The organism is candidate division KSB1 bacterium (genome assembly GCA_034506395.1).
GTDB lineage: Bacteria > Zhuqueibacterota > Zhuqueibacteria > Thermofontimicrobiales > Thermofontimicrobiaceae > Thermofontimicrobium.
On the sequence record JAPDPQ010000028.1, the window covers coordinates 45,210 to 69,241 of the forward strand.

At 47.3% G+C, this 24,032-nt stretch carries 16 protein-coding genes; 3 read left to right on the forward strand and 13 right to left on the reverse strand.

Features of this window, described 5'->3' with window-relative positions; genetic code table 11:
• Position 1: 1 nt before the first annotated feature.
• The 4 genes from ONB37_15565 to ONB37_15580 all read right to left on the reverse strand — a co-directional run bounded on the left by ONB37_15565 (position 2) and on the right by ONB37_15580 (position 6,874).
• Complete coding sequence (locus ONB37_15565) at positions 2-1,117, reverse strand: exonuclease SbcCD subunit D (protein MDZ7401573.1); 1,116 nt, start codon at positions 1,115-1,117, stop codon at positions 2-4.
• A 91-nt stretch (positions 1,118-1,208) separates the two neighbouring features.
• Positions 1,209-2,468, reverse strand: a complete 1,260-nt coding sequence (locus ONB37_15570; GenBank protein ID MDZ7401574.1) for a GWxTD domain-containing protein — start codon at positions 2,466-2,468, stop codon at positions 1,209-1,211.
• Between the two features lie 57 nt (positions 2,469-2,525).
• Complete coding sequence (locus ONB37_15575) at positions 2,526-5,624, reverse strand: hypothetical protein (protein MDZ7401575.1); 3,099 nt, start codon at positions 5,622-5,624, stop codon at positions 2,526-2,528.
• 314 nt (positions 5,625-5,938) lie between these two features.
• Positions 5,939-6,874, reverse strand: a complete 936-nt coding sequence (locus tag ONB37_15580) for a prenyltransferase (GenBank protein ID MDZ7401576.1) — start codon at positions 6,872-6,874, stop codon at positions 5,939-5,941.
• A 110-nt stretch (positions 6,875-6,984) separates the two neighbouring features.
• On the opposite strand from ONB37_15580, the gene ONB37_15585 reads away from it, so the two are divergent.
• Entirely contained in the window at positions 6,985-7,968 is a 984-nt protein-coding gene (locus tag ONB37_15585) for a tocopherol cyclase family protein (protein MDZ7401577.1), read from the forward strand.
• A gap of 246 nt (positions 7,969-8,214) precedes the next feature.
• On the opposite strand, the gene miaA is transcribed toward ONB37_15585, so the two are convergent.
• The 4 genes from miaA to ONB37_15605 all read right to left on the reverse strand — a co-directional run bounded on the left by miaA (position 8,215) and on the right by ONB37_15605 (position 12,399).
• Positions 8,215-9,150, reverse strand: coding sequence for a tRNA (adenosine(37)-N6)-dimethylallyltransferase MiaA (gene miaA, locus ONB37_15590; protein ID MDZ7401578.1), 936 nt, complete (start codon positions 9,148-9,150; stop codon positions 8,215-8,217).
• A 113-nt stretch (positions 9,151-9,263) separates the two neighbouring features.
• On the reverse strand, positions 9,264-11,027 hold the full coding sequence (mutL, locus tag ONB37_15595; protein ID MDZ7401579.1) for a DNA mismatch repair endonuclease MutL: 1,764 nt from the start codon (positions 11,025-11,027) through the stop codon (positions 9,264-9,266).
• A 375-nt stretch (positions 11,028-11,402) separates the two neighbouring features.
• Entirely contained in the window at positions 11,403-12,008 is a 606-nt protein-coding gene (locus ONB37_15600; GenBank protein MDZ7401580.1) for a hypothetical protein, read from the reverse strand.
• A gap of 40 nt (positions 12,009-12,048) precedes the next feature.
• A complete protein-coding gene (locus tag ONB37_15605; protein MDZ7401581.1) occupies positions 12,049-12,399 on the reverse strand; it encodes an STAS domain-containing protein in 351 nt (116 codons plus the stop codon).
• A 589-nt stretch (positions 12,400-12,988) separates the two neighbouring features.
• Here ONB37_15605 and ONB37_15610 point away from each other — a divergent pair.
• A complete protein-coding gene (locus ONB37_15610) occupies positions 12,989-14,029 on the forward strand; it encodes a hypothetical protein (GenBank protein ID MDZ7401582.1) in 1,041 nt (346 codons plus the stop codon).
• Between the two features lie 295 nt (positions 14,030-14,324).
• On the forward strand, positions 14,325-17,384 hold the full coding sequence (locus ONB37_15615) for an acyl-CoA dehydratase activase (protein MDZ7401583.1): 3,060 nt from the start codon (positions 14,325-14,327) through the stop codon (positions 17,382-17,384).
• A gap of 217 nt (positions 17,385-17,601) precedes the next feature.
• On the opposite strand, the gene ONB37_15620 is transcribed toward ONB37_15615, so the two are convergent.
• The 5 genes from ONB37_15620 to ONB37_15640 form a co-directional block, all read right to left on the reverse strand.
• Positions 17,602-20,139, reverse strand: coding sequence for a DEAD/DEAH box helicase (locus ONB37_15620; GenBank protein ID MDZ7401584.1), 2,538 nt, complete (start codon positions 20,137-20,139; stop codon positions 17,602-17,604).
• 446 nt (positions 20,140-20,585) lie between these two features.
• Positions 20,586-21,548, reverse strand: a complete 963-nt coding sequence (locus ONB37_15625; protein MDZ7401585.1) for an MBL fold metallo-hydrolase — start codon at positions 21,546-21,548, stop codon at positions 20,586-20,588.
• Positions 21,549-21,799: 251 nt separating this feature from the next.
• Complete coding sequence (locus ONB37_15630) at positions 21,800-22,315, reverse strand: NTPase (GenBank protein ID MDZ7401586.1); 516 nt, start codon at positions 22,313-22,315, stop codon at positions 21,800-21,802.
• A gap of 280 nt (positions 22,316-22,595) precedes the next feature.
• A complete protein-coding gene (locus ONB37_15635; GenBank protein ID MDZ7401587.1) occupies positions 22,596-22,988 on the reverse strand; it encodes a hypothetical protein in 393 nt (130 codons plus the stop codon).
• Between the two features lie 397 nt (positions 22,989-23,385).
• Positions 23,386-24,032: class II glutamine amidotransferase (locus ONB37_15640; protein MDZ7401588.1), on the reverse strand; the 647-nt coding region annotated here is incomplete at its 5' end.

The window sequence follows — 24,032 nt, forward strand, 5'->3', positions numbered from 1 at the left end:
ATTATGTCTCTCTCGTCAGATATTCCAGGCCGATGCGCTTCAGTCGCTCTCGATCGGACTCCTCTTCAACGGCCATTTCGATATACCGTTCGAATTCTGCAGGCACGCTCCCTAGCTCACTGGCAGGTTTGCTGGCCCCAGAGCTTTCAACCCATTGCGAAATGGACTTATTCAAATATAACACTTGAGGAAAAATCGCGTCAATCTCGCGGTTATCGAGTTTGATCAGCGTTTGGCGCGGAACGTTGATGAGCGCCAAGCTTACCAGCGCATCTTTCAAGTTCTCGGTTGATCGTTTGTTCAATTCATCGTAAATTTCAGCCACGGCTAATTCACGACAATCGACTGGCGCTAATTTGATCATTGCCCGAGACGGGAGGTGATGATATTCGATTTTGTTTGTATCAGTATCAACCAGGACATAGCCAGTCGGGTTGCCGGCTTCATTGAAACTGGTGCGCTCGGTAGATCCGCTATAAACAACATGTGGCTTTATTTGAATATGCCGATGATAATGTCCCAGGGCAATATAATCGAAACGGATATCGGTTACTTGCTCGAGATCTGGGAGGCGCTGCTCGTTGAATTCACCCATGGAAAAAGCCTTTTCTCCAGCCCATGCGCCATGGGTGAGCAAGATTTGATAATCATTTTTCCGATGGGGTTTAATCTCTTTAAAAGCGGCCTGAAGTTGCTCGGTTAACGAGCAGTGAGGGACACAATGAATTTCACAGTTATGGATACGAAAGCTTTGATACTGGCCTCGAAAGGCAGCATAGACATTTGGGAACAGAGTAATCGATTCGAAGATCGAGCCAGTGGTGCGGATTTTCGGGGTAGAATGATTGCCTGAAATCATTATCAGCGGAACGCCGGCCTCGCTGACGCGCTGAATTCCGAGCAGCGCCACGGCAATAGCTCGATTGCTGGGCCGTGTGGTGTGAAATAAATCTCCAGCATGGAGCACGAAATCCGGTTTCTGTTCCAATATCGCATTGATCAAATGGTCCCAAGCGCGATAAAAATCTTGCTCGCGCTGGTTGAGGCCAGTCTCTGGATCAATTTTATAGTACTCTGCATAGCCAAGATGAGTATCAGAACAATGTATGAATCTCATTGTGTCTGCCCGCTATTTAATGTATCGCCAAATACATGATCAAATCTATGATATGGGCATCCATCTAATCTCTTGAGGCTCATCCCAAGGGCTAATATGATGGCCGAATATTTCCTGATACAAGTCGATAATCCCCAAACCCATATTCATCATAGAACACAAATTTTTCTCTTAAATCATCATAATACCACACTTCATATTCGCCCTGGTAGTATTGTGAGGGTGTTGTTCGTTCGACGCGATCAGGAGGGCCAAAGACGATATAAACGCGACCGCGATCGGTCCGCCATCCTTCTCGACGCGTATGGCTAAAGGTCCGATTCGCAAATTCGACGCGGCGATAGAATTCATCGAATAACGGGTTGTTCGGTGCCCCAGGGCTGGGATTTCGTTGATCCCAGAATGCCTTGAAAACGCTGTCTTTCTTTCCTTCTGGCGCGGTGACAAGTTTTTTCCAATCATCCGCATCAGTAACATAGATCAATGGCCCAATCAGATCATTGACTGGCAACCCTTCGAACGTTTGCAGGCCAGCAACAAATCGAAGATCCTTTCGAACCGTTTTGATCTGCCCATCACCCGTGGCGCGTAATACCAGCTGATTTTCCCCCTGTATCATGCTCTCTTTATTGATTTGCAAAAACACCTTGGTGATCTCCTGAATCGGCACAATCTGCTGAACAAACGTGAAGCCCTCTGCACCCTCCTTTTGTCTCAACACTGATTCAAGTTTGATCTCCCGCTTATTTATTGGACTGACGACTTCGGCAAACACAAAGATTTTGTCCTGAATTGGTATCCGAAACGATGGGATCACATTCTGTTCAGGAATATTATGCGTGTCCGCCTCGCTGATAAACAGCACATCGCTGACCTCAATTTGGTTTCTTTTGAAGGCGCGGACCGTTTTCCTTCGGTCCTGAAGCCGCAGCCGATTGGAATTTCGATCGAGCAAGCGAATTTGGAACAGATATTCATCCGCTGGCAATTTCAGCGCAAATCGATGCACGCGCTGCACTTTTGGATCGATGGTTGTCGCATAGCTGCGCTCGAATACTGTAAAGTTTCGATCCTCGGTCAGAATCGATCTGCCTCGAAGATTGGAAACACCAATATTGATCTGATATCGGGCAGAAAAGCCAGAGTCGCTGGTCACATACTGAAGATGCGTGTTTCGGACCCATACATAGACGAATGTCTCTGGCTGTTGAAATCCCTCACTGGGGAATGAGACAATTTCGAAATCGAAGCGGGGAAGAAACCTCTCATTATCTTGAGCTTTTCCCAGCCAAGGCAACAAGACAATTAGGATAGGAACTAACAATAACTTATTTTTCATCACGCCAATCATATTTTCCTCTTCAAAGTCTCGTAAAAATTATTTACAATCAATTGCACTTTCGTCGCTTTAAAAATCTAGGCCAATTGACCAGTAGTACAGCGGTTTTGACACATGATTGAAATCGGTTCTCCAGGCAGCGTCGAAGCGCAGCAACACGAAATATAGGTTTGCCCGAATCCCATACCCAAATCCGGTGACAATATCTCGGACATATCGCTCGCCATTGGGCTTCGTCGCAGTGAAGCGCCAAGCACGATCATTGCTCCAAGCAGAGCCGGCATCGAGGAAGAACGACCCAAGGATGTTGGACAATCCGAAACGAAATGGGAATTTCGTGATAAAATACTCGACGAATGGGAATCGAAATTCCGTATTGATCATGGCGGCGCGAGTACCGACTAGTTCATAGAGCTCGGCGCCACGAAGCGGCATCATCCATTCTGACAGAAAATAATCGGAGATATCCGAGAGACCAATATCTTGATAGAATCGATAATTAAGCCAGTTTTCGACCCCTCCCATGATAAACAATGTGGGATTCTTGCCAAAACTGGCGCCGCCAGAAAAGCGCAGCGCAAATGTATAGTCATTTCCAATTGAGTAATAGCGACGGAAGTCAAAACTGCTGGTCAGAAACTCCTTGCCATTACTACCGATTTTGGGACTTCCCACCAGGCCGATGTAATTGCGATTTCCCCTCGCTGGCCCAATATAGCGCCAGATCGTATTATCGGTATTATAGGCGAGAGTGGGCATAACCACGGAATAGCTGTACGGCTGGAAGAAAAAGTAAGAAAGGAATTCCTGACGGATATTAAAATATTCCAAACCGGCATCTATCCTATGAAAACGCGAAAACGGATAAGAGGCATTGGCGGCAACACCCCGACGTAAAAAGCGGACCGTTCCCACTTCGGTCAAAAAATAGTTAACAAACTGATAACTGACGATCGACCAATCCGTTCGATTTTTCAAATTCGCATACCCTAAAAGGAAGTCACTGTTGTTCAAATCGCGGATGACATTAGCGCCCAGGACGATTTGATGATCGCCCAGCACATCGCTCAGATAGAGCTGGGTGAGACCATAGACGCCCAAAATAGGATCATAACCCGCGTTGACATCGACATAATCCAATCCGAATTTGACCTTATATGGATTGGTTCGAAATGCCCCGCTCGGTTCCTTGAACGCATCCGTAGCCAGCCGCACCTCTCGTTTTGGTCCACTCACTTCATCGACGATACCTCGTCGGAAATTCGAACCGAACACATATCGGGAGAAATCCTGGCCACTTTTCACCGTTGTTTCGATTTTCTGCCCTTCATTTTCACTCCCTGGAGCCACGGATACCCGCGGAGGTTGCATACGCTTGAGCATATAAGCTGTCAGTTTTGGCTCGGCGGTTCCTTCCCGAATCGATCCCATGGGATCTGCCCAAAGGAAAATATCATATCCACCGTTGGAAAAAGCAGTAAACGCCAGCCGCGAGCTCTTCTGTCCGATGGAAAGCTGCGCCACCCCGTTAATGATGTCGGTCAGCGCTTTAACTTCTTCGGTCTCCATGTCCATATAATAGATATTGGAAATGCCGGTGTGGTCGGAAATAAACAGCAGATACTTGCCGTCTGGGGTCCATTGCGGCGATCTCTCGTCCAGTTCAAAGTTGGTCAAGCGGCGCAGCCCCGCACCATTGGCTTTCACCAGGTAGATATCGGTCGTCCGATAATCATGATCTTCAATTCGAATCTCCTTCAACAATTCAGCCGGCTCGACATTCTCTTTTCGATCAGACACGAACGCTAACATCGCGCCATCTGGAGACCAGGCTGGCTGAGCGTCACTAAAAATGTCATTAGTAATCTGGCGAAGTTGCTTGGTGTCGATATCAAACACATAGATATCGGAGCAACATCCTTTTACACCGACAAAGGCGATTTCATTGGACACAGGCGACCATGCCGGGGCGAAAACCCCATCCATTCCGAATTTGTAGGAGTTGACAATCCGCCGCCGCTGGACATCGAGAATGTTGAGAGCATCCTCCCCAGCCGATCGAGCAGTAAAGGCCAAATATTTTCCATCATTGGACCAGCTCATGCCTGGACGCAGCCATTGCAATTCCTCAAGATCCGCTTTTCGTTGGCCCGAAACTAATTTGCGCAGTTGCTTCCTATCTGTGGCTGATACCACATAAATGTCGAAATAGCCGCTGCGATCCGTGAGAAAAGCGACGCGATCCCCAGTAGGAGAAACTGCAGGACTGTTATTCACAAAATTTTTCCAATCTGTGTGATCCGTCAATGGCTGGGCATAATCGTAAGGTTGTTTTCGATTGGCAATTTCTGGCCAATATTTCTTTCGCATGTAGCGTTGCCATTTTTTGCTGGATTCGTCGAGGTTTTCATTCAGCGCATTGCGCCAGGCACGATCGAAGTTGCGCGTGGTTCGGATGCGCTGCAATAGCTCGGTCACCTTCTGACGGCCATACGTCTCCTCGATGTAATTGAGCACTGCCTGCCCCCCTTTATAAGCAAGATAAGCCTGGAGATACTGAATCGGAGGCAAATACCCAGCCAAAGTCGCGTCTCGAACAAACATATCAGAATCCGTATCCCAGCCAATCGAACAATACTCCGCCATCCCTTCGATAAACCATATCGGCGGCGCTGAGCGCGATACCCCTTGGATGATCGATCCTGGGCCAGCCCCATACAAAAACTGGAGCATCACCGCATGCGTCAACTCGTGATGAATCACATGCCGAAATTGCTCGTAGGAGCCATCAAAGGGGATGACAATGCGGTTTTTGAGAAACTCGGTGAATCCACCCACCGATTCCTCCACAACTTCTGGCGAGGTATTGGTTTCAGTAAAATCATTATGCGACCGATAGACGATAATTGGGATGCGATCGATCAGTTGATAATTGAATAACTGTTTGAGCGACACATAGGAAGACTCGGCAACGCTGGCTGTAAATTCAGCCAAGCGACGCCCCCCTTGATAGTAGTAAATATCGAAATGCGTGCTCTGAATGAACTCCCAATTTTTTCTTTCATATTGGACCTTGTTCCGGCCAAATCTCTGCCCATTCGCAGCGCCGGCCAAGATTATCCCAGCGAAAATGAAAATGAAAAGGAAAAATATCTTGCTCGTTCTCATCGTTACACCCTGGTTTCAGATTAAAAATTAAATTAAATGATATTATTCACCACAAAATTGGATAACTATAGCTTTTGGATTCATATTATTTGAATAAGATTCGCTTCCCATCTTGAAGTCCCCAACTCTGGCAATTAGCTCATAACGATCAAGACATGGCTGCATTTCTTATCCGCAATTCTGCTATCGTAAACAAAACCGGCAACGAAAATCAGGGGAAACCGAATTTATATATTACTAAATCCGGCATTCAAACAAACCGTTCAAACTTACGATACATTTCTTGACATTTGGCTTTTCATCGCGAAAATCGCTTATCCAATAAGCCAAGTAATGGCGATCGATAAGCTCAACAACATAGAAAAGACCAAATGAAGCTGTACATTTAGTTGAGCTGCGGCTTTCAGCTCATTCGGTTCATCAGAATGACGTTTTAGGATGCCAGCGATCCTGGGCAAAATGAGCAAATATGGCAGCCATGTGATTAATAAGATCCAACCATTGGTTTTTAATTTATACGCCAACAGGCCGACATTCATCATGAGCAGCATCTGAACCACCAAGTAAATCATGCTGGTAGTTCGATTGCCCAATCGGACGGCACTGCCCCATTTACCAGCCGCCCGATCAGCATCCCGATCGATCATTTGGCCCAACAAAAGAATCGACAACGTGCTAATGCCAGTAATTGGCATCGCTAAAACAATTATTGGGTGAAAGTTCAAATTTTGGCTCACTGCTGCAATCAAAATAGCCATCGGCCCAAATGCAAACCATACTGCGAGCTCACCCAATCCCCGATATGCTAATTTGATTGGCGCTGCCGTGTAGTATTTGCTGAGAAACGCAGCGAATAAATATAATGCCCATAGATAGGGCCAATGGGTCCGATCGATCACCAGCGTCAACGCAATGGTTGCCACGAGCGCGATAAGCAAACCCGCCCGAGCCAACCAATACATTCGGGAAATCATTTCGGGATATCGGACCAAAATGCCAGACCCGCCGCTGAACGGATTCCGATGGACATTTACTCGGTCTGTTCCCTGTTTGGTATCATAGATATCGTTGTATACGTTGGTAGCAACGTGTAAACCGATGCCAATGATTAAGACGATTAAAAAGCCCAAAACATTCATCTTCTGATTGATAACGACGGCAAGTAGCGTTCCTGCAATCAAAGGGGAGAGGATCGACGACAGGAACGGTGCGCGCGCCATTTGAAAGATATTTGGATATGGAGATGCCACTTTGTTTCCCTCTTAAAAATACATTGCTTTCTTCAACTATTTTCATTACTTTTTTGTTAAACTGATAAGACATAAAAAAGTTTTCTGATAGGCTCTCGGTTGGAGTTGCAATGGCTCATTTTTTTCAGATATGGCGACCTGCTGGATTTCACGGCAGAATGGATAGTCGTCATCATTTCTTTGAGGGGTGGTTCTTCAAATTTGTGGACCATTCCCGACAGCATAGCTACGCCTTCATCCCTGGCATCTCGTTGGGAGAAGATCCCCACAGCTTCATTCAAATCCTCGATGGTCAAACCCATCAATCCGACTACATTCGATTTCAAACGGGCCAATTCCATGCTGCCGCCGATAAGCTGGATATCCAAATAGCAAACAACCATTTTACTTCTCAATACTGCCAGCTTGATATTAGATCTAATCAACTGGTTGTAACAGGCCAATTAGAGTTTGGTCCGCTGTCCCCATGGCCTGTAAAGCTCTGGTCGCCAGGAGCCATGGGATGGTATGCTTTTGTCCCATTCATGGAATGCTTCCACGGAGTGCTCAGCTTCGATCATCAGCTCCGCGGGACGCTGATAATCAACGGCGTCCCCGTTTCGTTCGATCAGGGCCGGGGCTATATTGAGAAAGATTGGGGTCGATCGTTCCCCAGCGCCTATGTCTGGCTGCAATCCAATCATTTTGATCAACAAAACGTCAGCCTGATGGCCTCAATCGCGAATATCCCATGGTTTTCTCGTTCGTTCCGAGGATTTATTATCGGCTTGTGGTTTAACAATCGTTTGTATCGCTTCGCCACCTATACTGGGGCGAAATTAACCGCTCTGAATCTGAGCCGCAGGCAATTGTATTTTCAGGTAAGCGATCGAAATTTTTCACTCTCGGTTAGCGCAAAGCGAACCTCGGGCGGAATTTTGCATGCGCCATACTCCAATCACATGGTGCAGCGAGTCTACGAAACTCTCAACTCTTCAGTGAAAATAGCGCTCTTCCAACGAACCAGACAAGGAAAACGCTTGCTGTATCGCGGTAGCGGCCAACCAGCCGCGCTGGATATCAACGGCAAATTAGAACAAATCATCGACCGCTGAGCGGGTTGGTTCACATCCATCAAAAACCAGATTCCAGTGACCCATCATTTTTCGGTTAAGCTTATGGCTCGACATAGCACCCCACGATGGATTTATGGACCCCATGCTCCAGGAACAGCCAAATTTATGTCCGTGATTTTGAGCCATTCAAAGGCATGAATGACTGGGACGTCTTTGGATCGATCGATTTGATCCTCTTACTTTTTTCAAATCGTCATTATGGCTTGATTTCGCCCTTCTTGGTCTTCAAGCCCCTGTTTGCAAAAGCAACCGCTCGATTGCATCACAGATGCTTTTCCAATCCACAAATTGATCAAGATCCAGCCAAAGAATGCGTGGGTCCTTTCGGAACCAAGTCAATTGTCGTTTGGCGTAATTGCGAGTCCGTTGTTTGATCAGCTTCACCATCGTGTCAAAATCAAAATGACCATCCAGATATAAGAATACCTCCCGATAGCCCACAGTTTGCAGGCTATTCAATTGAGGATGATAGCCCATAGAAATTAAATGCTTGACTTCCGCAACAAGGCCTTGTTGCAACATCTCATCGACCCGCTGTTCGATCATTTGATAGAGCCGGTTTCGCTCTCGCGTTAATCCGATGAACACTGGTTCAAACTCAGCCCTCTGGCTGGCCTGTGCCTGGAACGTGGATAATGGCTCACCAGTGAGCTCATAAACTTCCAAGGCACGGATAATGCGATGATGGTCATTGGGGTGAATTTTTTCAGCAGCGATAGGGTCCACCTGGAGGAGGCGCTGATAAAGTTGAGCAAGGCCCTTTTCTTTCATTTCCCGTTTGAGTCGCGCCTTGATGCTTTGATCGTAAATTTGCCTTTCAAAAAAACCATCCACCAAGGCGCGAATGTAGAGCCCAGACCCTCCGACGACAATCGGTGATTTTCCCTGGGATTGCAGCACTTCAATGCGTTGGCGCGCCTCACGGCCATAGCGTCCTGCACTGTAATACTCATCAGGATTGATAATGTCGATAAAGTGATGAGGGATTTTGGCCCGTTGCTGGGGCGTTGGCTTGGCAGTGCCAATGTCGAGATAGCGATAAACTTGTCGGGAATCAGCGGAGATGATCTCGGCGTTCCGCCAGCGCTCTGCCAGTTCTAACGAAAGGCTGGTCTTTCCCACGCCAGTGGGACCGACAATAATGAGCACTTTTTCCTTCATGGTTCAAAAATTCGACTAAGTGTAAACTGGAGCTATTTAAAGTGATACCTCTGCCAGCCGGGGAGATTTGCAGCTTTCTTTCGCTCATCGAATTATTTATCATCTTGATCGAGCTAAATCCTTCCAAACCGTTTGTCCAATTCCTCCAATGAAAGCGTGACGATCACTGGTCGACCATGGGGGCAAAAATAGGGACTTTGTGTGGCAAATAAACGATCAATCAACTGGTTCATCTCTTCGCGGCTGAGCGGATCTCCCTTCTTGACGGCCATGCGACAGGCAAACGACTTGGCGACGTTATCTCGGATGTCCAGACTATTGCCCCGATTGGCTTTGAATTCATCAATGATCTCGTTCAGTATCGTTTCGGGACGGCCAATTTTTAACCCCGATGGAACAGCTTCAAGCACCACGCTAGTGCCCCCAAATCCTTTGATCACAAATCCGATCCGTTCTAAATACGGCAGAATCTCAGTCAAATAAGAGAAATCGTCAGGAGTTAAATTAATGACCTGAGGAAATAATAACTGCTGGGAGGCGGGTTGCCGTTGTTCAAAGTTCTTCAACGCCTGCTCATAGAGGATCCGTTCGTGCGCGACATGTTGATCGATAACGATCAGCCCACTTTTAATTTCACATACAATGTACTGATTATGAACTTGCCAGACATTGGTCCGTTCATATTTCGGCTCTTTTCGCGCCATGGAAATGGACGCTGGCTTCGTTACCTCGGGCGTTGCTGAGCTCGAAATATCGAGGCGCGGCTCTGCAGTTGGCTGTGGCCCATACAGCGGAATAGCTGTTTGTCTGGGATATAACTGATCGATGCCTGGGGGAATGCCTCGAGGCGCTTGAGATGGCTGGACCGACAAGGGTGGTATGATCTGCTCTGATGCCAGTGCGCGCTTCACAGCCGCACGAAGCAGATCATAAACCAATCGCTCATCAGCAAATTTCACTTCCATCTTTGAGGGATGGACATTGACATCGACCCGACGCGGATCAATTTCTAAGAAGATCACATACAACGGAAAACTGCCATGAGGAATGATAGAACCATAAGCGGATACCACCGCATGATTGAGCGCTCGATTGACAATATAGCGACCATTCAGAAATAGAAATTGATCTCCTCGGGACTTTCGGGCGCTGTCCTGGTTGCCGAGAAAACCCCAGATTTGCAGCATCGGGCCCTGATCTTCCACAGGCACCAGCTTATCTTTGTACCGGTTGCCTAGCACATCGATCAGCCGCTGGCTCGGCTCTGCTGGCTGGAGATCGTAGACCAATTGATCATTATGATAAAGTTTGAAGCTGATTTGGAAATACGCCAGAGTAAATCGTTGCATCACTCCCAAAACATAGCGATATTCGGTTTCATCGCTCTTGAGAAATTTCCGGCGCGCCGGAGTATTGTAGAATAGGTTTTTCACCGCGACAGTTGTGCCACGAGTTCCAGCGCAGGCACCAATATCCTCAACCACTCCTCCTTCAAGCTTGATCCGAGTGCCAGAATCCTGTTGATTCAGTACTGTCGAAAGCTCCATCCGGGATACAGAAGCGATACTTGCCAACGCTTCCCCCCGGAATCCCAGAGTCCGAATATTATGAAGATCTTCGTAGCTATGGATTTTGCTGGTAGTATGCCGCTGAATCGCTAAAATGGCATCCTCGCGACTCATCCCACTGCCATTGTCTACCACTTGAATCAGCGTCTTGCCACCGTTTTTGAGGATCACAGTGATCTCATCGGCTCCAGCATCGATGGAATTTTCAACCAATTCTTTAACGATGGCAGCAGGACGATCCACCACTTCACCAGCGGCAATTTTATTGGTCAAATCTTCGGGGAGAATGATAATTTTATTGATCGCCATTTCGTCGAAACATCTTTAAATGAATTTCTGTTCGAGCATCTAATTTTTAAACACAGTCGAATAACTCCTGATCACGAAATAAATTCATAATGATCTTTCGCCCTCAGCACAGAGATCAACCAAAAAACAGATGCCTGCATCCGCAGGCCTGAAAGTTCATTTTGTTTAATTTTCTCTCAATATTCCTTGCTTGCCCGGAGACCATTGGAGCGCTCAAACAATCGCGAACGCAGGCAAAATGGTAATTACTGCCAATTTCAACTCAATTGACAAGTATGCAATGGGCTTCAGATCGATTTGACCTTAATACAAAGGAAGCGAAATGCGCTTAAGAAGAAAAATGATTCTCGCTTTCTCCCCACCATCCTAACGAGCTCAGGGAAAAAGCTGCTCGATCAATTTCCAATTGAACCTTTCAGCAAATTTGGTGACCACCTGGGCATCGTTCATTTCGTAGCCTCGAATAGTAATCAGGATAGAGGGGGTGGGAACCATCATGAGCTCGGCGAAACGATCCACGCCATCATAACGTTCGATGGCACTGTAATCGCTGACGGTGATGATTCGGGAGCCGTTGCCCAATTGTTTCACCATCGCTGGATTAGCAAAGGCCATTCTGATGTTAGCAATTCGGGGCGCATTGGTCTGGATCTCAATTTCAACAGATTGCCCACCGCCTTGTTTAAAATAGCGACATTTTGACACCACACTGGTGGTATACGCGGTCGGGGTGATGCGGCTGAGCGGCAGATCGCGCCGCCAATCCTTTAATGGCTCGGGGAAAACTGATTCCACCTGAGCGATGATCTCTTTATTCACCAAATCTAACGCCGTACTAAGTGCATTAGCTGCTGGTGCAATTTGCTTGGCAAGATAGAGCCCCTTTGCTTCTTCTATTGCTCGGATCACATCCTGTTGGCCGAAGCCGAGGCTCGTCAATAATAATGTTACCATGGTCATGATGCCAGCTCGTGATGCCATATCCAAACCTCCTGATCAATTCTTCATCCAAAAAAGGAATTTATGGGTGATCGCTGCTGAAACTTCTCAATGCCTCCTCGCGATTCTGATAATTGATGAGCACATTATCCAAACGCGCGATCCTGACCAGATTCATGATTTTTTCATTCGCTGCGTAGAGCTTAAGTTGGCCATCGATCCGTTTCATCTGTCTTACGCCGAACAAAAAAGCCCCCAAACCCGAACTATCAGCATATTGGACCTCCGAAAGATCGATCAAAATTTTATCGACCCCGTCATTGGACAGAAACAGGATTTCGGATTTGAGTTGGGGCGCAATCATGGAGTCCAATCGCTCATGGGCGATCTTGATGATCGTCACCCCTTCCTGTTGTTCTGTTATGAAACCCATTGCGGTCTCCTTGATAGATTCATTTTCCCAGTCAATTGCGAAACCAATGACAGCTTTGGCAAACCCAATTGATTTGGTCAATTCAATAAAATAAAAAAAAATCAAAATGTCAAGAACTTTTATATGTGCCTGCAATACATTTTGTTAACTCGGATCAATCAATGAAATTTTAGATTCCTTCCGAAGTGAAAATCTTATCACGAAGCGCTTGCCAAAATCTGACTAAAATCATCACCGCTGCAGTTTATTATACCCGTTTTGTTTTCTTCGATCCATTTTGCGGCTGAATCGTTACGAATGAAAATGACCCTTTTAAAAATTTGGACACTCTTAAAATCTATCCTGATCTCCTCGCATGGCCTTGATTTTTTCATCCAAATCTGTTTTCGAATGTGTCCCAGGATCCTGTCACATATATCCATCAAACCATAAACGGAATAATTAAAATTTTCATTGCCCTTCCGACACAGGGGCTTGGAAGACCACATGATTGTTGCGCGAAATAAATTTTTCCCTTGATTCTTATCATATCTTATGCTATATTTGCTGTCGCTTTGAACAAAAATCAAAATTTTAAGGAGCCTAATCATTGCAAAAGGACTACAATTCCATAAAAGATACTTATGATCTGATCTTTCACTTGCTGAGCTTCTCGTATCTTTATGGGGATTATGCGATTCCGCACCAGCTCATGAATCCAACTTCGCAGGCCTATCTTTCTGTTAAAAAGGGCGATATTGCGGCACTGCGGAAATTTGCTGGAAGGAATTGGCTAAATATCGATCGACTCTCCCTCCAGCAACAACAAGAGCTGGATCGCATCTATCAAATGCTCGTCGAGCGATTTGGAGATCAGATTCGGGCACAGCCATCTCCATTGCCCAGCCAGTTGCTGATCGAATTGGGCGAACGCGCTTTTACATTTGGACATTATCGTGATGCGCATTCCTTTTTCAAAACCGTCAAGGAATTGGATAAAAAAGTCAATGAATTGCTCGAACGCGCCCTGCAAATTTTGCGATCGAAAGAGGTAACGGCAGGCGAGAGTGACAGCGCCATCGAGGCAAAGGTTCATGAAGCGGTAGAAATCATCTATCCGGCCGTTAAACTGAAAAATCCATTTGGCCAGCAATTTCAACTTTTAGGTCCGCATTTCCACTTCGAAGACGCTGAGAACGCTAGAAAATATGCCAAATATGTCGAACTAGCTTTGGTCAAAGAACTATTGGAATTCGGCATCCATTTCTTGCTCGATGACCGCACGATTGCCGACAAAATCATCGGCGCCCTTCCCAGCAGCAAAGTGAAGCGAATTTTGCTAAGGCAGTTGGCTATCCGTCTCTCCGGCGGCATAGAACGATACCAAGAGTTTGTGGAGAATTATCATCAGGCTATTGCGCTGCAAAAAGAGGCTAAAACTGAAAAGGACTTCTTAGAAGTTCAAAAGCGACTGTTAGGTCGTGGGAGTGGTGATAACCGATACACTCAATTTCTGCGCGAGCTCTGCGTGGAACACCCAATTAGTGCGCTGATGGTAACAGCACAGCCAACACCCAAAGGAGAACTTTACATCTGTCCCATCATGCTGAAATCGGGCGATTCGTTGCTGGATTTTCTTGCGCTGGCTTGAGCATCGCTAACAATTTAATATCCACAAAAAAAGGAAATCAGGCATCATCGGTTTCCTTTTTGTTTTATTGTCAGGGCTTGGTCAATGGTTGCAAATTTTTCGCATGAGTGAAGTATCGGGTTATAACGCGATTTTTGTATTCGCAGAAATGACATGACCTAGTTGACTTTCAATTTTTACAATAAGAAGTAATTTGCGATTCTTAAAGCAACAAGCACATCTCGTTTGGCAAGGGTGACAATCGCCTTTTCTTAATTTGATCATTCCGCAGAAGCTTTTGGAGGAGGAGCGCATTGTGTCTGACGATCAAAATCGCATCTGGATCGGCCTGGATATCGGTTCGGTGAGCATTAAGCTGGCGATGATCGCTCCGATAATTCATCGTCAGATGATTTCGGAACTGCAGCAGCAGTGCTCCGACCTGTTCGAGCCAGAGCTCATAACGTTTCAGCGGGTTGGTAAGTCGTATCTCATTGCCTTTTCCCGCTATCGTCGCTTGTATGGGGAGCCGATCGCTGCCACCATTGCGCTGCTCCGCCCTATTCTCGAAAAAATGCCAGCGCATTTTTTTATCAACCTTGCGGTCACTGGCATTGCTGGAAAATTAATTTCCCAACGACTCGAGCTTCCATGGATCAATGAATTTCTCGGTATCGCTCGCGCAGTCGGCTTCCTGCATCCCGAAGTGCGAACTGTTATTGAAATGGGAGGCGATAGCTCTAAGTACATTCTTTTGGATCCTCATCCTCAAGGCGCGGCGCTCCGCGACTATGAAGTGAATGGCGACTGTGCCGCTGGCACTGGGTCATTTCTGGATCAACAAGCTTCTCGATTATTGTTCCCTATTGAATCCGTTGGCGATATTGTCATTCAGGGTGGGAAGCCAGCGAACATCGCCGGTCGCTGCTCGGTATTTGCCAAGTCCGACATGATCCACGCCCAGCAAAAAGGCTTCCAGCCCCCAGAAATCCTCAAAGGCCTCTGTTTGGCCGTCGTGAGAAATTTTAAAGGGACGATCATCAAAGGCAAGCCAATCGTTCCCCCCGTAGCCTTTATCGGCGGCGTTGCGGCCAATAAAGGAATCGTTCAGGCATTGGGACAAATTCTCGACCTCGATAATTCCGATCTAATCGTTCCTCGACTGCATCACTGGATGGGTGCCATTGGCTCCGCTATAATTTCGCTTGATCATCAAACCAACAAAACCAAAGTTCATATCTTGCGATCGCTCGATCGGTTGAAGATTTCGATCAAACAGTTCGATCGATTAGCCCCGCTTAAAAAAGATAATTTATTGCTGTTGCGCGATCTGGTCAGCATGCGAAAAGTTACGGCCCTGGACCGCAAAGTCCCTGCCTATCTGGGCATCGATATCGGTTCTGTTACCACCAAGCTGGCGGTAATCGATGAGCAAGGAAATTTGATCAAAGGCATCTATACCAAAACAATGGCTCGACCGATCGAGGTCGTCAAAAAAGGCCTGCAAGAAATTGAACATGAGTTGGGCGATATCATTGAGATTAAGGCTGTTGGGACTACTGGTTCAGGACGGGAACTGATCGGCCAATTGGTCAATGCCGATATCATCAAAGATGAAATCACTGCGCATAAAACTGGGGCTATGTATATTAGTCGAAATTATACTGAAAAAATGGTGGATACCATTTTCGATATTGGCGGCCAAGACTCAAAGTTCATCTCAATTGAAGACGGCGTGGTGGTGGATTTCACCATGAATGAGGCCTGCGCTGCCGGCACAGGTTCTTTTTTAGAGGAACAAGCCGAAAAATTAGGGATTAATATCCAGCAAGAGTTCGCCCAATTGGCCTTCGAATCGGAACATCCAATCCGATTGGGCGAACGCTGCACGGTATTCATGGAAAAGGAGATCGTCCCTTTTTTACAACAAGGAGCCGAAAAGAAGGACATCGTGGCTGGCCTGGCCTATTCCATCGTCACCAATTATCTGAATCGGGTGGTTCGCGGCAGAAAGATCGGGAATGTAATCTATTTTCAGGGCGGCACAGCCTATAATGATGCAGTAGCGGCCGCTTTTGCAACCGTGCTGAATAAACAGATCATCGTGCCGCCGTTCAACGGGCTGCTGGGCGCCATCGGCGTAGCGTTACTGGCTCGGGAGAAAATTCAGCGCAAAGGACAAACCACGAATTTCCGCGGCTATAATCTGGATCAGGTGGAGTACCGGCTCCGCGCGTTTAGTTGCCAAGGATGCACCAACTTCTGCGATATCCAAGAGTTCACTGTCCAGGGTCAAAAGACCTATTGGGGCGATAAATGTGCAGAGCGCTATCGCAAAGCAGTGAAGTTGCCCCGCCAGCCAGTGATCGAAGATCTGATCAAACTTCGCGAGACGCTGCTGCTTCATAATTACCACCAGGATCGGCCAGGATCGCGACGGATTGGGATCCCTCGCAGCCTTTATTGGTACGATCAATTCCCGTTTTGGCGCACTTATTTTGAAGCCCTTGGTTTTCAAGTCACCATATCCGATGAAACCAATCGCCCGATCGTTATCAAAGGCGTGGAATCCAGGGTAGCCGAACCTTGCTTTCCCATTACTGTGGCGCACGGCCATATCCAGAACCTGATCGAAAAAGGCGTCGATTTTATCTTTCTGCCCAATATCGTCGATGCGGAAACCAATTGGTCTGAAACCAATTCATTTTTCTGTCCATGGGGACAAACCCTATGCTTTGTCATTCGAGCGACCCCGGCATTTCTATCGATCCGCGATCGCATCCTTTCGCCCAATATTCGCTACCGTCAGGGCATGGAGGCGGTCAAACGCCAATTCCGCAAGCTGGCCAAACAGCTCGGCATTGGCCCAAAACAAAGCGACCAGGCGATCGAATTGGCTTATCAGGCCTGGCGGGAATTTCTCTCTCAGCTCAAACAGGCTGGCCAGCAGGCGATCTCCATCCTCCTGCAACAGCGCGAAAAGGCTATTATCCTGCTCGGTCGCCCCTATAACATCTATGATAAAATTGTCAATCTCAATGTCCCCAATAAGCTCCGGTTGAATTACGGCGTAAATGTGATCCCTCTGGACTTTTTGGATATCGACCATATCGATATTTCCGATCTCAACCCCAACATGTACTGGAACTATGGCCGGAAGATCCTGCAAGCTGCCCGTTGGAGCAGCCAATTCCCTGACTTCCATCTCATCTATATCACTAATTTCAAATGCGGCCCAGACTCTTATATTAAGCATTACATCCGCGAAGCCGGCCAAAAACCTTATCTCACCCTTCAATTTGACGAGCATGGCAACGACGCCGGCATCATTACCCGATGCGAGGCGTACTTGGATAGCAAGGGATTCTTGAAGTGAGAACCTGATAGGAGCGAGTGTACGCAGGAAATAACCCAAAACTATTTTTTGGGCCTCTCAAATGGTTCAACCGTGCCTGCTCAACAGCTTTAAGGCATCGTAATGATTTAACCAACCTTCGCATAGGTAGCCACAGCACTTTCCGCACCATTCCAAATAATCATCGATATCAATCCAACCGCTTCAGTTGTACATGATGAAAGGTCGTCAGCCAGCATTATTTTCGGTGGGAAACAAAGAATTGGTGGACTTGGGCCAGGACGTCGCTGAGTTTCCCCTGGGCAAGTTGACATTCTGGTAGCGATTGGAGGAACATTTTGCCATAGTACTTTTCGATGATGCGCTTATCAAAAATAAATACCGAGCCGATGTCGGTCCTCTTACGGATTAGCCGGCCGAACCCCTGTTTTAATTTGATCACTGCCTGGGGCAAGGAATATTCCATAAAGGCATTTCCTCCACGGCGCTCGATCGCCTCGACCCGAGCCTCGATGATCGGCTCGGAAGGTACCTTGAACGGCAATTTGGTAATGATCACGTTCTCCAACGCATCTCCTTCGACATCAACACCTTGCCAGAAGCTATCGGTTCCGAACAGCACCGAGGTCTTGTCCCTTTTGAAATGCTCCAGGAGCTCATGTCGGTTCTGCTGCCCTTGTTTCAGCGCGGTGATCCCCATTTGGTTCAGCGCAGGCTCTAATTTTTGATGGACGATGTTGAGCAATCCGTAGGATGTGAATAAAACAAACGCACGTCCTTGGGATACCTTTAGGGCCTCGAGGATCGCATCGGAAACCACTTCAGCAAATTCGCGAGCATCTGGATTTGGGAGGTCCAGGGGAATGGCGAGGATTGCCTGGCGCTTGTAATCGAACGATCCAGGGATCTTCGCTGTGATCAATCGCGAGCGCTCCACCAGATTAAGCCCCAACTGCCTGATCAGATATGAAAATTCACTCACGCCCGGAGTCCCTGAAATCGTAAGCGTTGCCGAAGTCATGATGATGGTCTTGTAATTCTTATAGACCAATTCGTTCATCGGCTCGGCGATCTCAAGCGGTGCGCTCTTCAAACGGACGATGTCCTTTGAAAACCGGCGCTTCTGCATCTCGGCCCAGCGAACATGCACGTCGTCATCCTTCAAAATAACATGCTCGATCACATCGCTCACCTCAAGCAGCCGATTGTTTTGGGTTTTCAGATCGATGATTGTGTAAATGATCTCCGTATCCAACCCTATATCGACGCTCTCGACCTTCTCGATGACGCTCGATAGGTCCGAGCAAAACCGCCTCAGCAAATCCACAAAATTCTTAAATTGCGGTACCAACTCCGACTTCCAGAGTTCTGTCTCTCGGATTTTTGAATTGATCCGCAATTTGGCCTCGGACTGCCAGCTATCATTGTGCTCTTGAACCAACTGCCCCAGACTCGTCATCACTTCGTCGTTGAATTGCAAAATGGTGTCGCACCGCGGGATCAGCTCCATTTCGATCTGATCGATGGCAGCCCTAAATTCCTGTCTTTGAGTTCTGATATGTTCCGCCCCTAATTTTTTGATGAATAGCGTAAGCAAGCCGGAAGGCTTGTTCTCAATCTGACCATAAAGCCTTCGGACGATGCGCGCAATACCTGTCCTCGTAATCCCGGCTCCGAAATAGTCCGTCGCCACGTCTTCGATATTGTGCGCTTCATCGAACACAATATGATGATAGCGAGGTAGCACCGCCACATCCGCGCCTGCAGCTTGGACCGCCAGATCTGCGAACAAAAGATGATGGTTTACCACCAGGATATGCGCCCGATTCGCTTGGCGACGGGCTTTGCTCACAAAGCATTGCTGGAAAAACTCGCAGCGCGACCGCAAACAACTGTCACTCTCCGAACAAACTTCCTCCCACACTGCGCTGCTCGGGACAAAATTTAAATCGGAGCGACTCCCATCTTTTGTCACTTTCGACCATTCGATAATGGATTGCAACTCCTGTCGATGCTCAGGTTCGATCAGTTCCTGTTGCCCAGTCTCCAGCAATTTAATCTTCCGCAAACAAATATAATTGCCGCGCCCTTTAACCAACACCGATTCAAACTCGATCCCCAAAGCCTTTTTCAAAAACGGAATATCTTTCTTAATCAGTTGTTCCTGCAAATTTATCGTATTGGTGGAAATAACGCACCGCTCCTTGTTCTCGGTCGCCCAATGGATCGCTGGGATCAGATAGGCTAAAGACTTTCCGACTCCTGTCCCCGCCTCGATTAAGGCAATTTTCTTTTGATTGAATGCCTCTGCCACTTTATTGATCATCGCCAATTGCTGAGGTCGATGCTCATAACCATGCAACTTTTTCGCAACGATCCCTCCAGGCGATAAAAGCGAGACCATGCTCTGCCGGTCAAGCGTCACCTCCTCTTCCCGGCGAAACGGTTCGATCACCACATAAATTCTGTCAACCTCATTGTTGACAATATAGCTGGCCACCTCATCGCGCGCCAACTCATGGGCAATGGCCATATCATTCGTTGAGGGAGTCAGCTCACCGGATGGATGGTTATGAATCACCACATCGCTGCGCGCTGCAATATCCCGTACCACTGGCACTGCAAACTCATTACCGCGAGCGATCACCATGACTTGTTCAACCACCAGCAGATCATTGGTCTTCCCCACAAAAAAGACTTCGTTACCGCCCGCTTCCTGGATCGCGGTGCGAATGAATTCGATGGCCTCGGGCGAAATGTAATTCTCAATGTTCATGAATTCAACGGTAGTTTTGTGTCTTGCTCAAATATGGTACAAATTGCCCAGCAAATCAATCTCCAACTTTATCGAACGAAATGGATAACAGCATCTCTAATTTAACTTCGATTTTCTCTTTTTGAGCCAAGATGGCCGAAAGAAGAAAAAAATATTTATCGACCGAGATCAGCAAATTGGCCGTTTATTGTCAGCTTTTTTCATTGTATTGATAACGGTTTTACGGGACCTCGAGAGGTTCGCTCCCTAAATTCTTCTGTCGAAGCTAAATGTGGCCTCTTTTATTGCCTTAAAAAATTTCACATAAAAAAATCGCAGACCATCCCTCCTCTCAATGCCGCTGCTCAATATTTCAAAATATGAGATCATCATACTTGTGGAGATAGCAATCCATCCCTTTGTTCCTGATCAGCCGAATGCGCTGAATTTCCTCAATCCAATTTTTTTCAAAATAACGAAAGCTGTGGTGTCGGCCGCAGCAACTCGGCATTGAACCCCTCTCGCCTCAAATGATGGACAAAGCTATCGAAACCATGAGTGATGAACACCTTCTCCGGCCTCACCTGATGGACAAATTCCAGCAATTGGTTGAAATCGGCATGGTCGCTCAGCGCTAAGGCCTCGTCCGCACCGTAGCGGTATTTTGCCTCTGGATCAACAGCCCAGCCAGTGAGGATGAGCTTGCGCGTGCGCCAGATATTTTTCACCAGATGACTATTCGACAGATGCGGTGGTAATAACAAAACTCGCTCGCGCAGGTCCTCGCCATGATAGACTTGATAATTTTTGAAATGGATCCCATATTCCTCATAAATCTCCACAATTGGCTGGATCGAAGGGTGAATGCTGATCTGATAATTTAGGTCCCCCAAAATTTTCAGCGCCTCTTGCGATTTGCCCAGCGCATAGCCCATGACGATCGGCACGATCCCGTTCTGAAAAGACCTTTCGATGAAGCGGGCCAGCCGCTCGATGATCTCCCATTCTTTCGGGAACACATACTGTGGCGCCCCAAAAGTGCTTTCCATGATCAGGATATCGGCATGCCGCACCTCTAGCGTCACCGCGGTTTGATTTTTGCCCGGCTTGAAATCTCCAGTATAAATCAGCCGCGTTCCAGCCCGTTCGATCGCAATTTGAGCCGAGCCCAACACGTGCCCCGAAGGAAGTAGCTCTATCGAAAAATCACCCATACGCTGCGGTTGATGATAGTCCACTGGCCAGCCCGATAACTTGCGATGCCGCAAGCGCATTAGGCTGAGGGTCGCGGGCGTGGCTAAAACCTGAGCATGTCGCCTGGCATGGTCGCTGTGCGCATGCGAGACAAACGATAGCTCCACTCGTTTCATGGCATCCAAATAGAGCTGGGACTCGCTCATCCGGAGGCCGTTTTGATCTACTTCAAACATGATCTGATCGTTCTATTTTGTCCGATTACTCATTTCTGATCTAAACAATATCGTTCAAATTTTAATACCATAGCAATTCCATTGCTCATGTCATGACTCAGGTAATTCAAATCATTCTGAGGTTGAGCAAATTCACCAGCTTTCAATAAAGGCAAATAGCTGAAACCGACATTGGTTTGATCTCCTTGTTAAAAATCATTCCATTTTGCCTCATTTTACCCCGGATTGCCACCTAAAATATCAACCCTGATTCAATTGTTCATCAAGCGCTTCAGAATCTCCTGATAGACCAGTTCACGATTATCTGGCCGCAACGCGATCAATTGGACATCGGCTCGGGATTTGACACGCCGGACAAACGGTAAATCAGCCAGTGTAATGCTGCCCAGCACTGGTTGCGGTGCCTCCAGCGCCCGCAGCACCACCTGCTGAAATTGTACCGAAAACAGCTCCATCTTGCCGATCTCATCGATGACGATCAACTCAGCGCTGGCGATGGCTGCCTCCAAACACGGAACGATGACATGATCGATATTTTCCAACTGAACGAAGTATCGGCCCACGCGCTGGGGCGTTCTGCGATCCACATGGGCCAATAGCGCTCTTCGCCCGTCCAGCGTCACGATCTCGAAGCCGACTCTGCCACCCGATCGGCTGCGAATTTCTTGAGTATAAAATCCCTGACAAGAACGCCCCACCTCTGCCACGACCCTTTGAATCAGAGTGGTTTTGCCAACACCAGGTTGACCAGTGATCAATAGGTTCATCGTTCAAACTTGGGTGTGATTCGCTTTTTCTCACCATTAGCTTTAAGCCGATGTCATGCCTCCGAATGCAGGCATCTTTTGATGAGAGCCGTTTTGCTAACATCAGATTGGATAATGATCAGCAAATTGATTGTTTAAGCCAAAAAATTGTTGTCTCTTTTTGACCATTTTAAGAAAGCCGATGTCATGCCTGCGAATGCAGGCATCTTTCGTTTAAGACCATACCGCCATTTTCTGAACATTCGCTGCAAGCGACCGGTCAGCAAAAATAGCAACCCTTTCAAAACGAATCGAATAACATATACCTGATAAATTGTAATAAATTTCCCGACCAGAACTGCCGCAGCAGCACGACAAACAACACCGCCTGGCATAACAGAAAAAATAAGCCAGCGGCCACCGCTTTGATGGTTTGCGTCTCTAAGATTGCCACAAAAAAGGCAATTATTAACGCCAGCCCCAGAAGCAAAATAAATGGCTTGATCACCAACGGGACATGATACAGCGCTGTCCCGATTAGCCAGGATAACAGAACGATCGCCAGTCCCAAAACTCCGATATCTTTTATCGGCAACGGATTAATCCCGACAAACCGCACGCTCAGCCAGACCAGGGCGAAGATGTCGAAGATGTAAATAATGATTGCAGCGATTATCAATGATGATAAATTCATTTGGATTCCAGTTTACGTGACCGTCATCCGCCAGTTGGCGGGTGATGGGCTCGTTTTTTTAGTGAATTTGAACCAACCAGGCCTTTTCAAAAACCTGGTTTGTAAAAATTTTCTCTGAGCTCATCAAAGAACTGATTCTATCCCCCAATCGGCTTTCGGCGTCAACCGAAGCGGATGAATGGATAAAGATGATTATTGTGATAATCCACCGGCTGGCCCTTACCATCAACTGAAGCTCAAAAAATACTAAAACCGTTAAAACGGTTATTCATAGCGATGCGAGTTTCTCATAGACGCCCGAATGAATTCGGGCGTCTATGACAGATTAATTATTTGGAACTGATGCCATCGCTTGAAGCGCTGGCATCAGTCTTGAAATCATTTCGTTTCAACGAATTCAATCTATTTTAATCGCCAGGTCGTCTGTTCGAATGGAAACAATATCCCGGTTCTCCAATTTTTTCCAATTATCGTTTTTGTAATGCGGCAAAACTTCCGAAGCGACCACCACCAGGCCAGGCCGTTGCAGCAGCTTCATCGCGTAATAATTCGGATTTTCAGTGTACCAGTTGCCGGCGAAGCCGGTCTCCCCATCGGTCATGAGAAAATTAGCAGCCGTGTAGCGGTTAAGTGCGGCTAATTTAGCCCGCATCGAAGCTGGCGAGGGCTGAGCCTGGGTGCCGCTGAGCAGGTAAAAAAACAGCCGCTCCGAATCTGTGTCACTAATGGGGCGAAGCTCCCCGTCGAAGGGCAACGGATCATGGATGGTGCCGTTGTGGCAAAAGACATAGCGTCGGCCATGGAACTGGCACTGGAACGGATGGACGTTGCGCAGCTCCACGTGGCCTTTGGACGCCTTGCGGGCGTGGAGCAGCAGCAACCTGGTCGGCAAATTTCGGAATTGGTCGATCTGGGGATCGTCATAGACCGCTTTGGGCGAGCGAAAGATCTTTAATTCTGCATCCTCCAGATACGCGATGCCCCAGCCATCGCCATGTTGGAATGGCTGGTCCTTGTTTTTCTCATGGCGCTCGTTTTGGTCAG

Coding starts and splice junctions, on each gene's coding strand:
- ONB37_15575 (MDZ7401575.1), bottom strand. CDS start 5,624: ATGAGAACGAGCAAGATATTTTTCCTTTTCATTTTCATTTTCGCTGGG.
- ONB37_15600 (MDZ7401580.1), bottom strand. CDS start 12,008: ATGGCATCACGAGCTGGCATCATGACCATGGTAACATTATTATTGACG.
- miaA (MDZ7401578.1), bottom strand. CDS start 9,150: ATGAAGGAAAAAGTGCTCATTATTGTCGGTCCCACTGGCGTGGGAAAG.
- ONB37_15635 (MDZ7401587.1), bottom strand. CDS start 22,988: ATGAATTTATCATCATTGATAATCGCTGCAATCATTATTTACATCTTC.
- ONB37_15625 (MDZ7401585.1), bottom strand. CDS start 21,548: ATGTTTGAAGTAGATCAAAACGGCCTCCGGATGAGCGAGTCCCAGCTC.
- ONB37_15570 (MDZ7401574.1), bottom strand. CDS start 2,468: ATGATTGGCGTGATGAAAAATAAGTTATTGTTAGTTCCTATCCTAATT.
- mutL (MDZ7401579.1), bottom strand. CDS start 11,027: ATGGCGATCAATAAAATTATCATTCTCCCCGAAGATTTGACCAATAAA.
- ONB37_15620 (MDZ7401584.1), bottom strand. CDS start 20,139: ATGAACATTGAGAATTACATTTCGCCCGAGGCCATCGAATTCATTCGC.
- ONB37_15585 (MDZ7401577.1), top strand. CDS start 6,985: ATGGCTCATTTTTTTCAGATATGGCGACCTGCTGGATTTCACGGCAGA.
- ONB37_15630 (MDZ7401586.1), bottom strand. CDS start 22,315: ATGAACCTATTGATCACTGGTCAACCTGGTGTTGGCAAAACCACTCTG.
- ONB37_15605 (MDZ7401581.1), bottom strand. CDS start 12,399: ATGGGTTTCATAACAGAACAACAGGAAGGGGTGACGATCATCAAGATC.
- ONB37_15565 (MDZ7401573.1), bottom strand. CDS start 1,117: ATGAGATTCATACATTGTTCTGATACTCATCTTGGCTATGCAGAGTAC.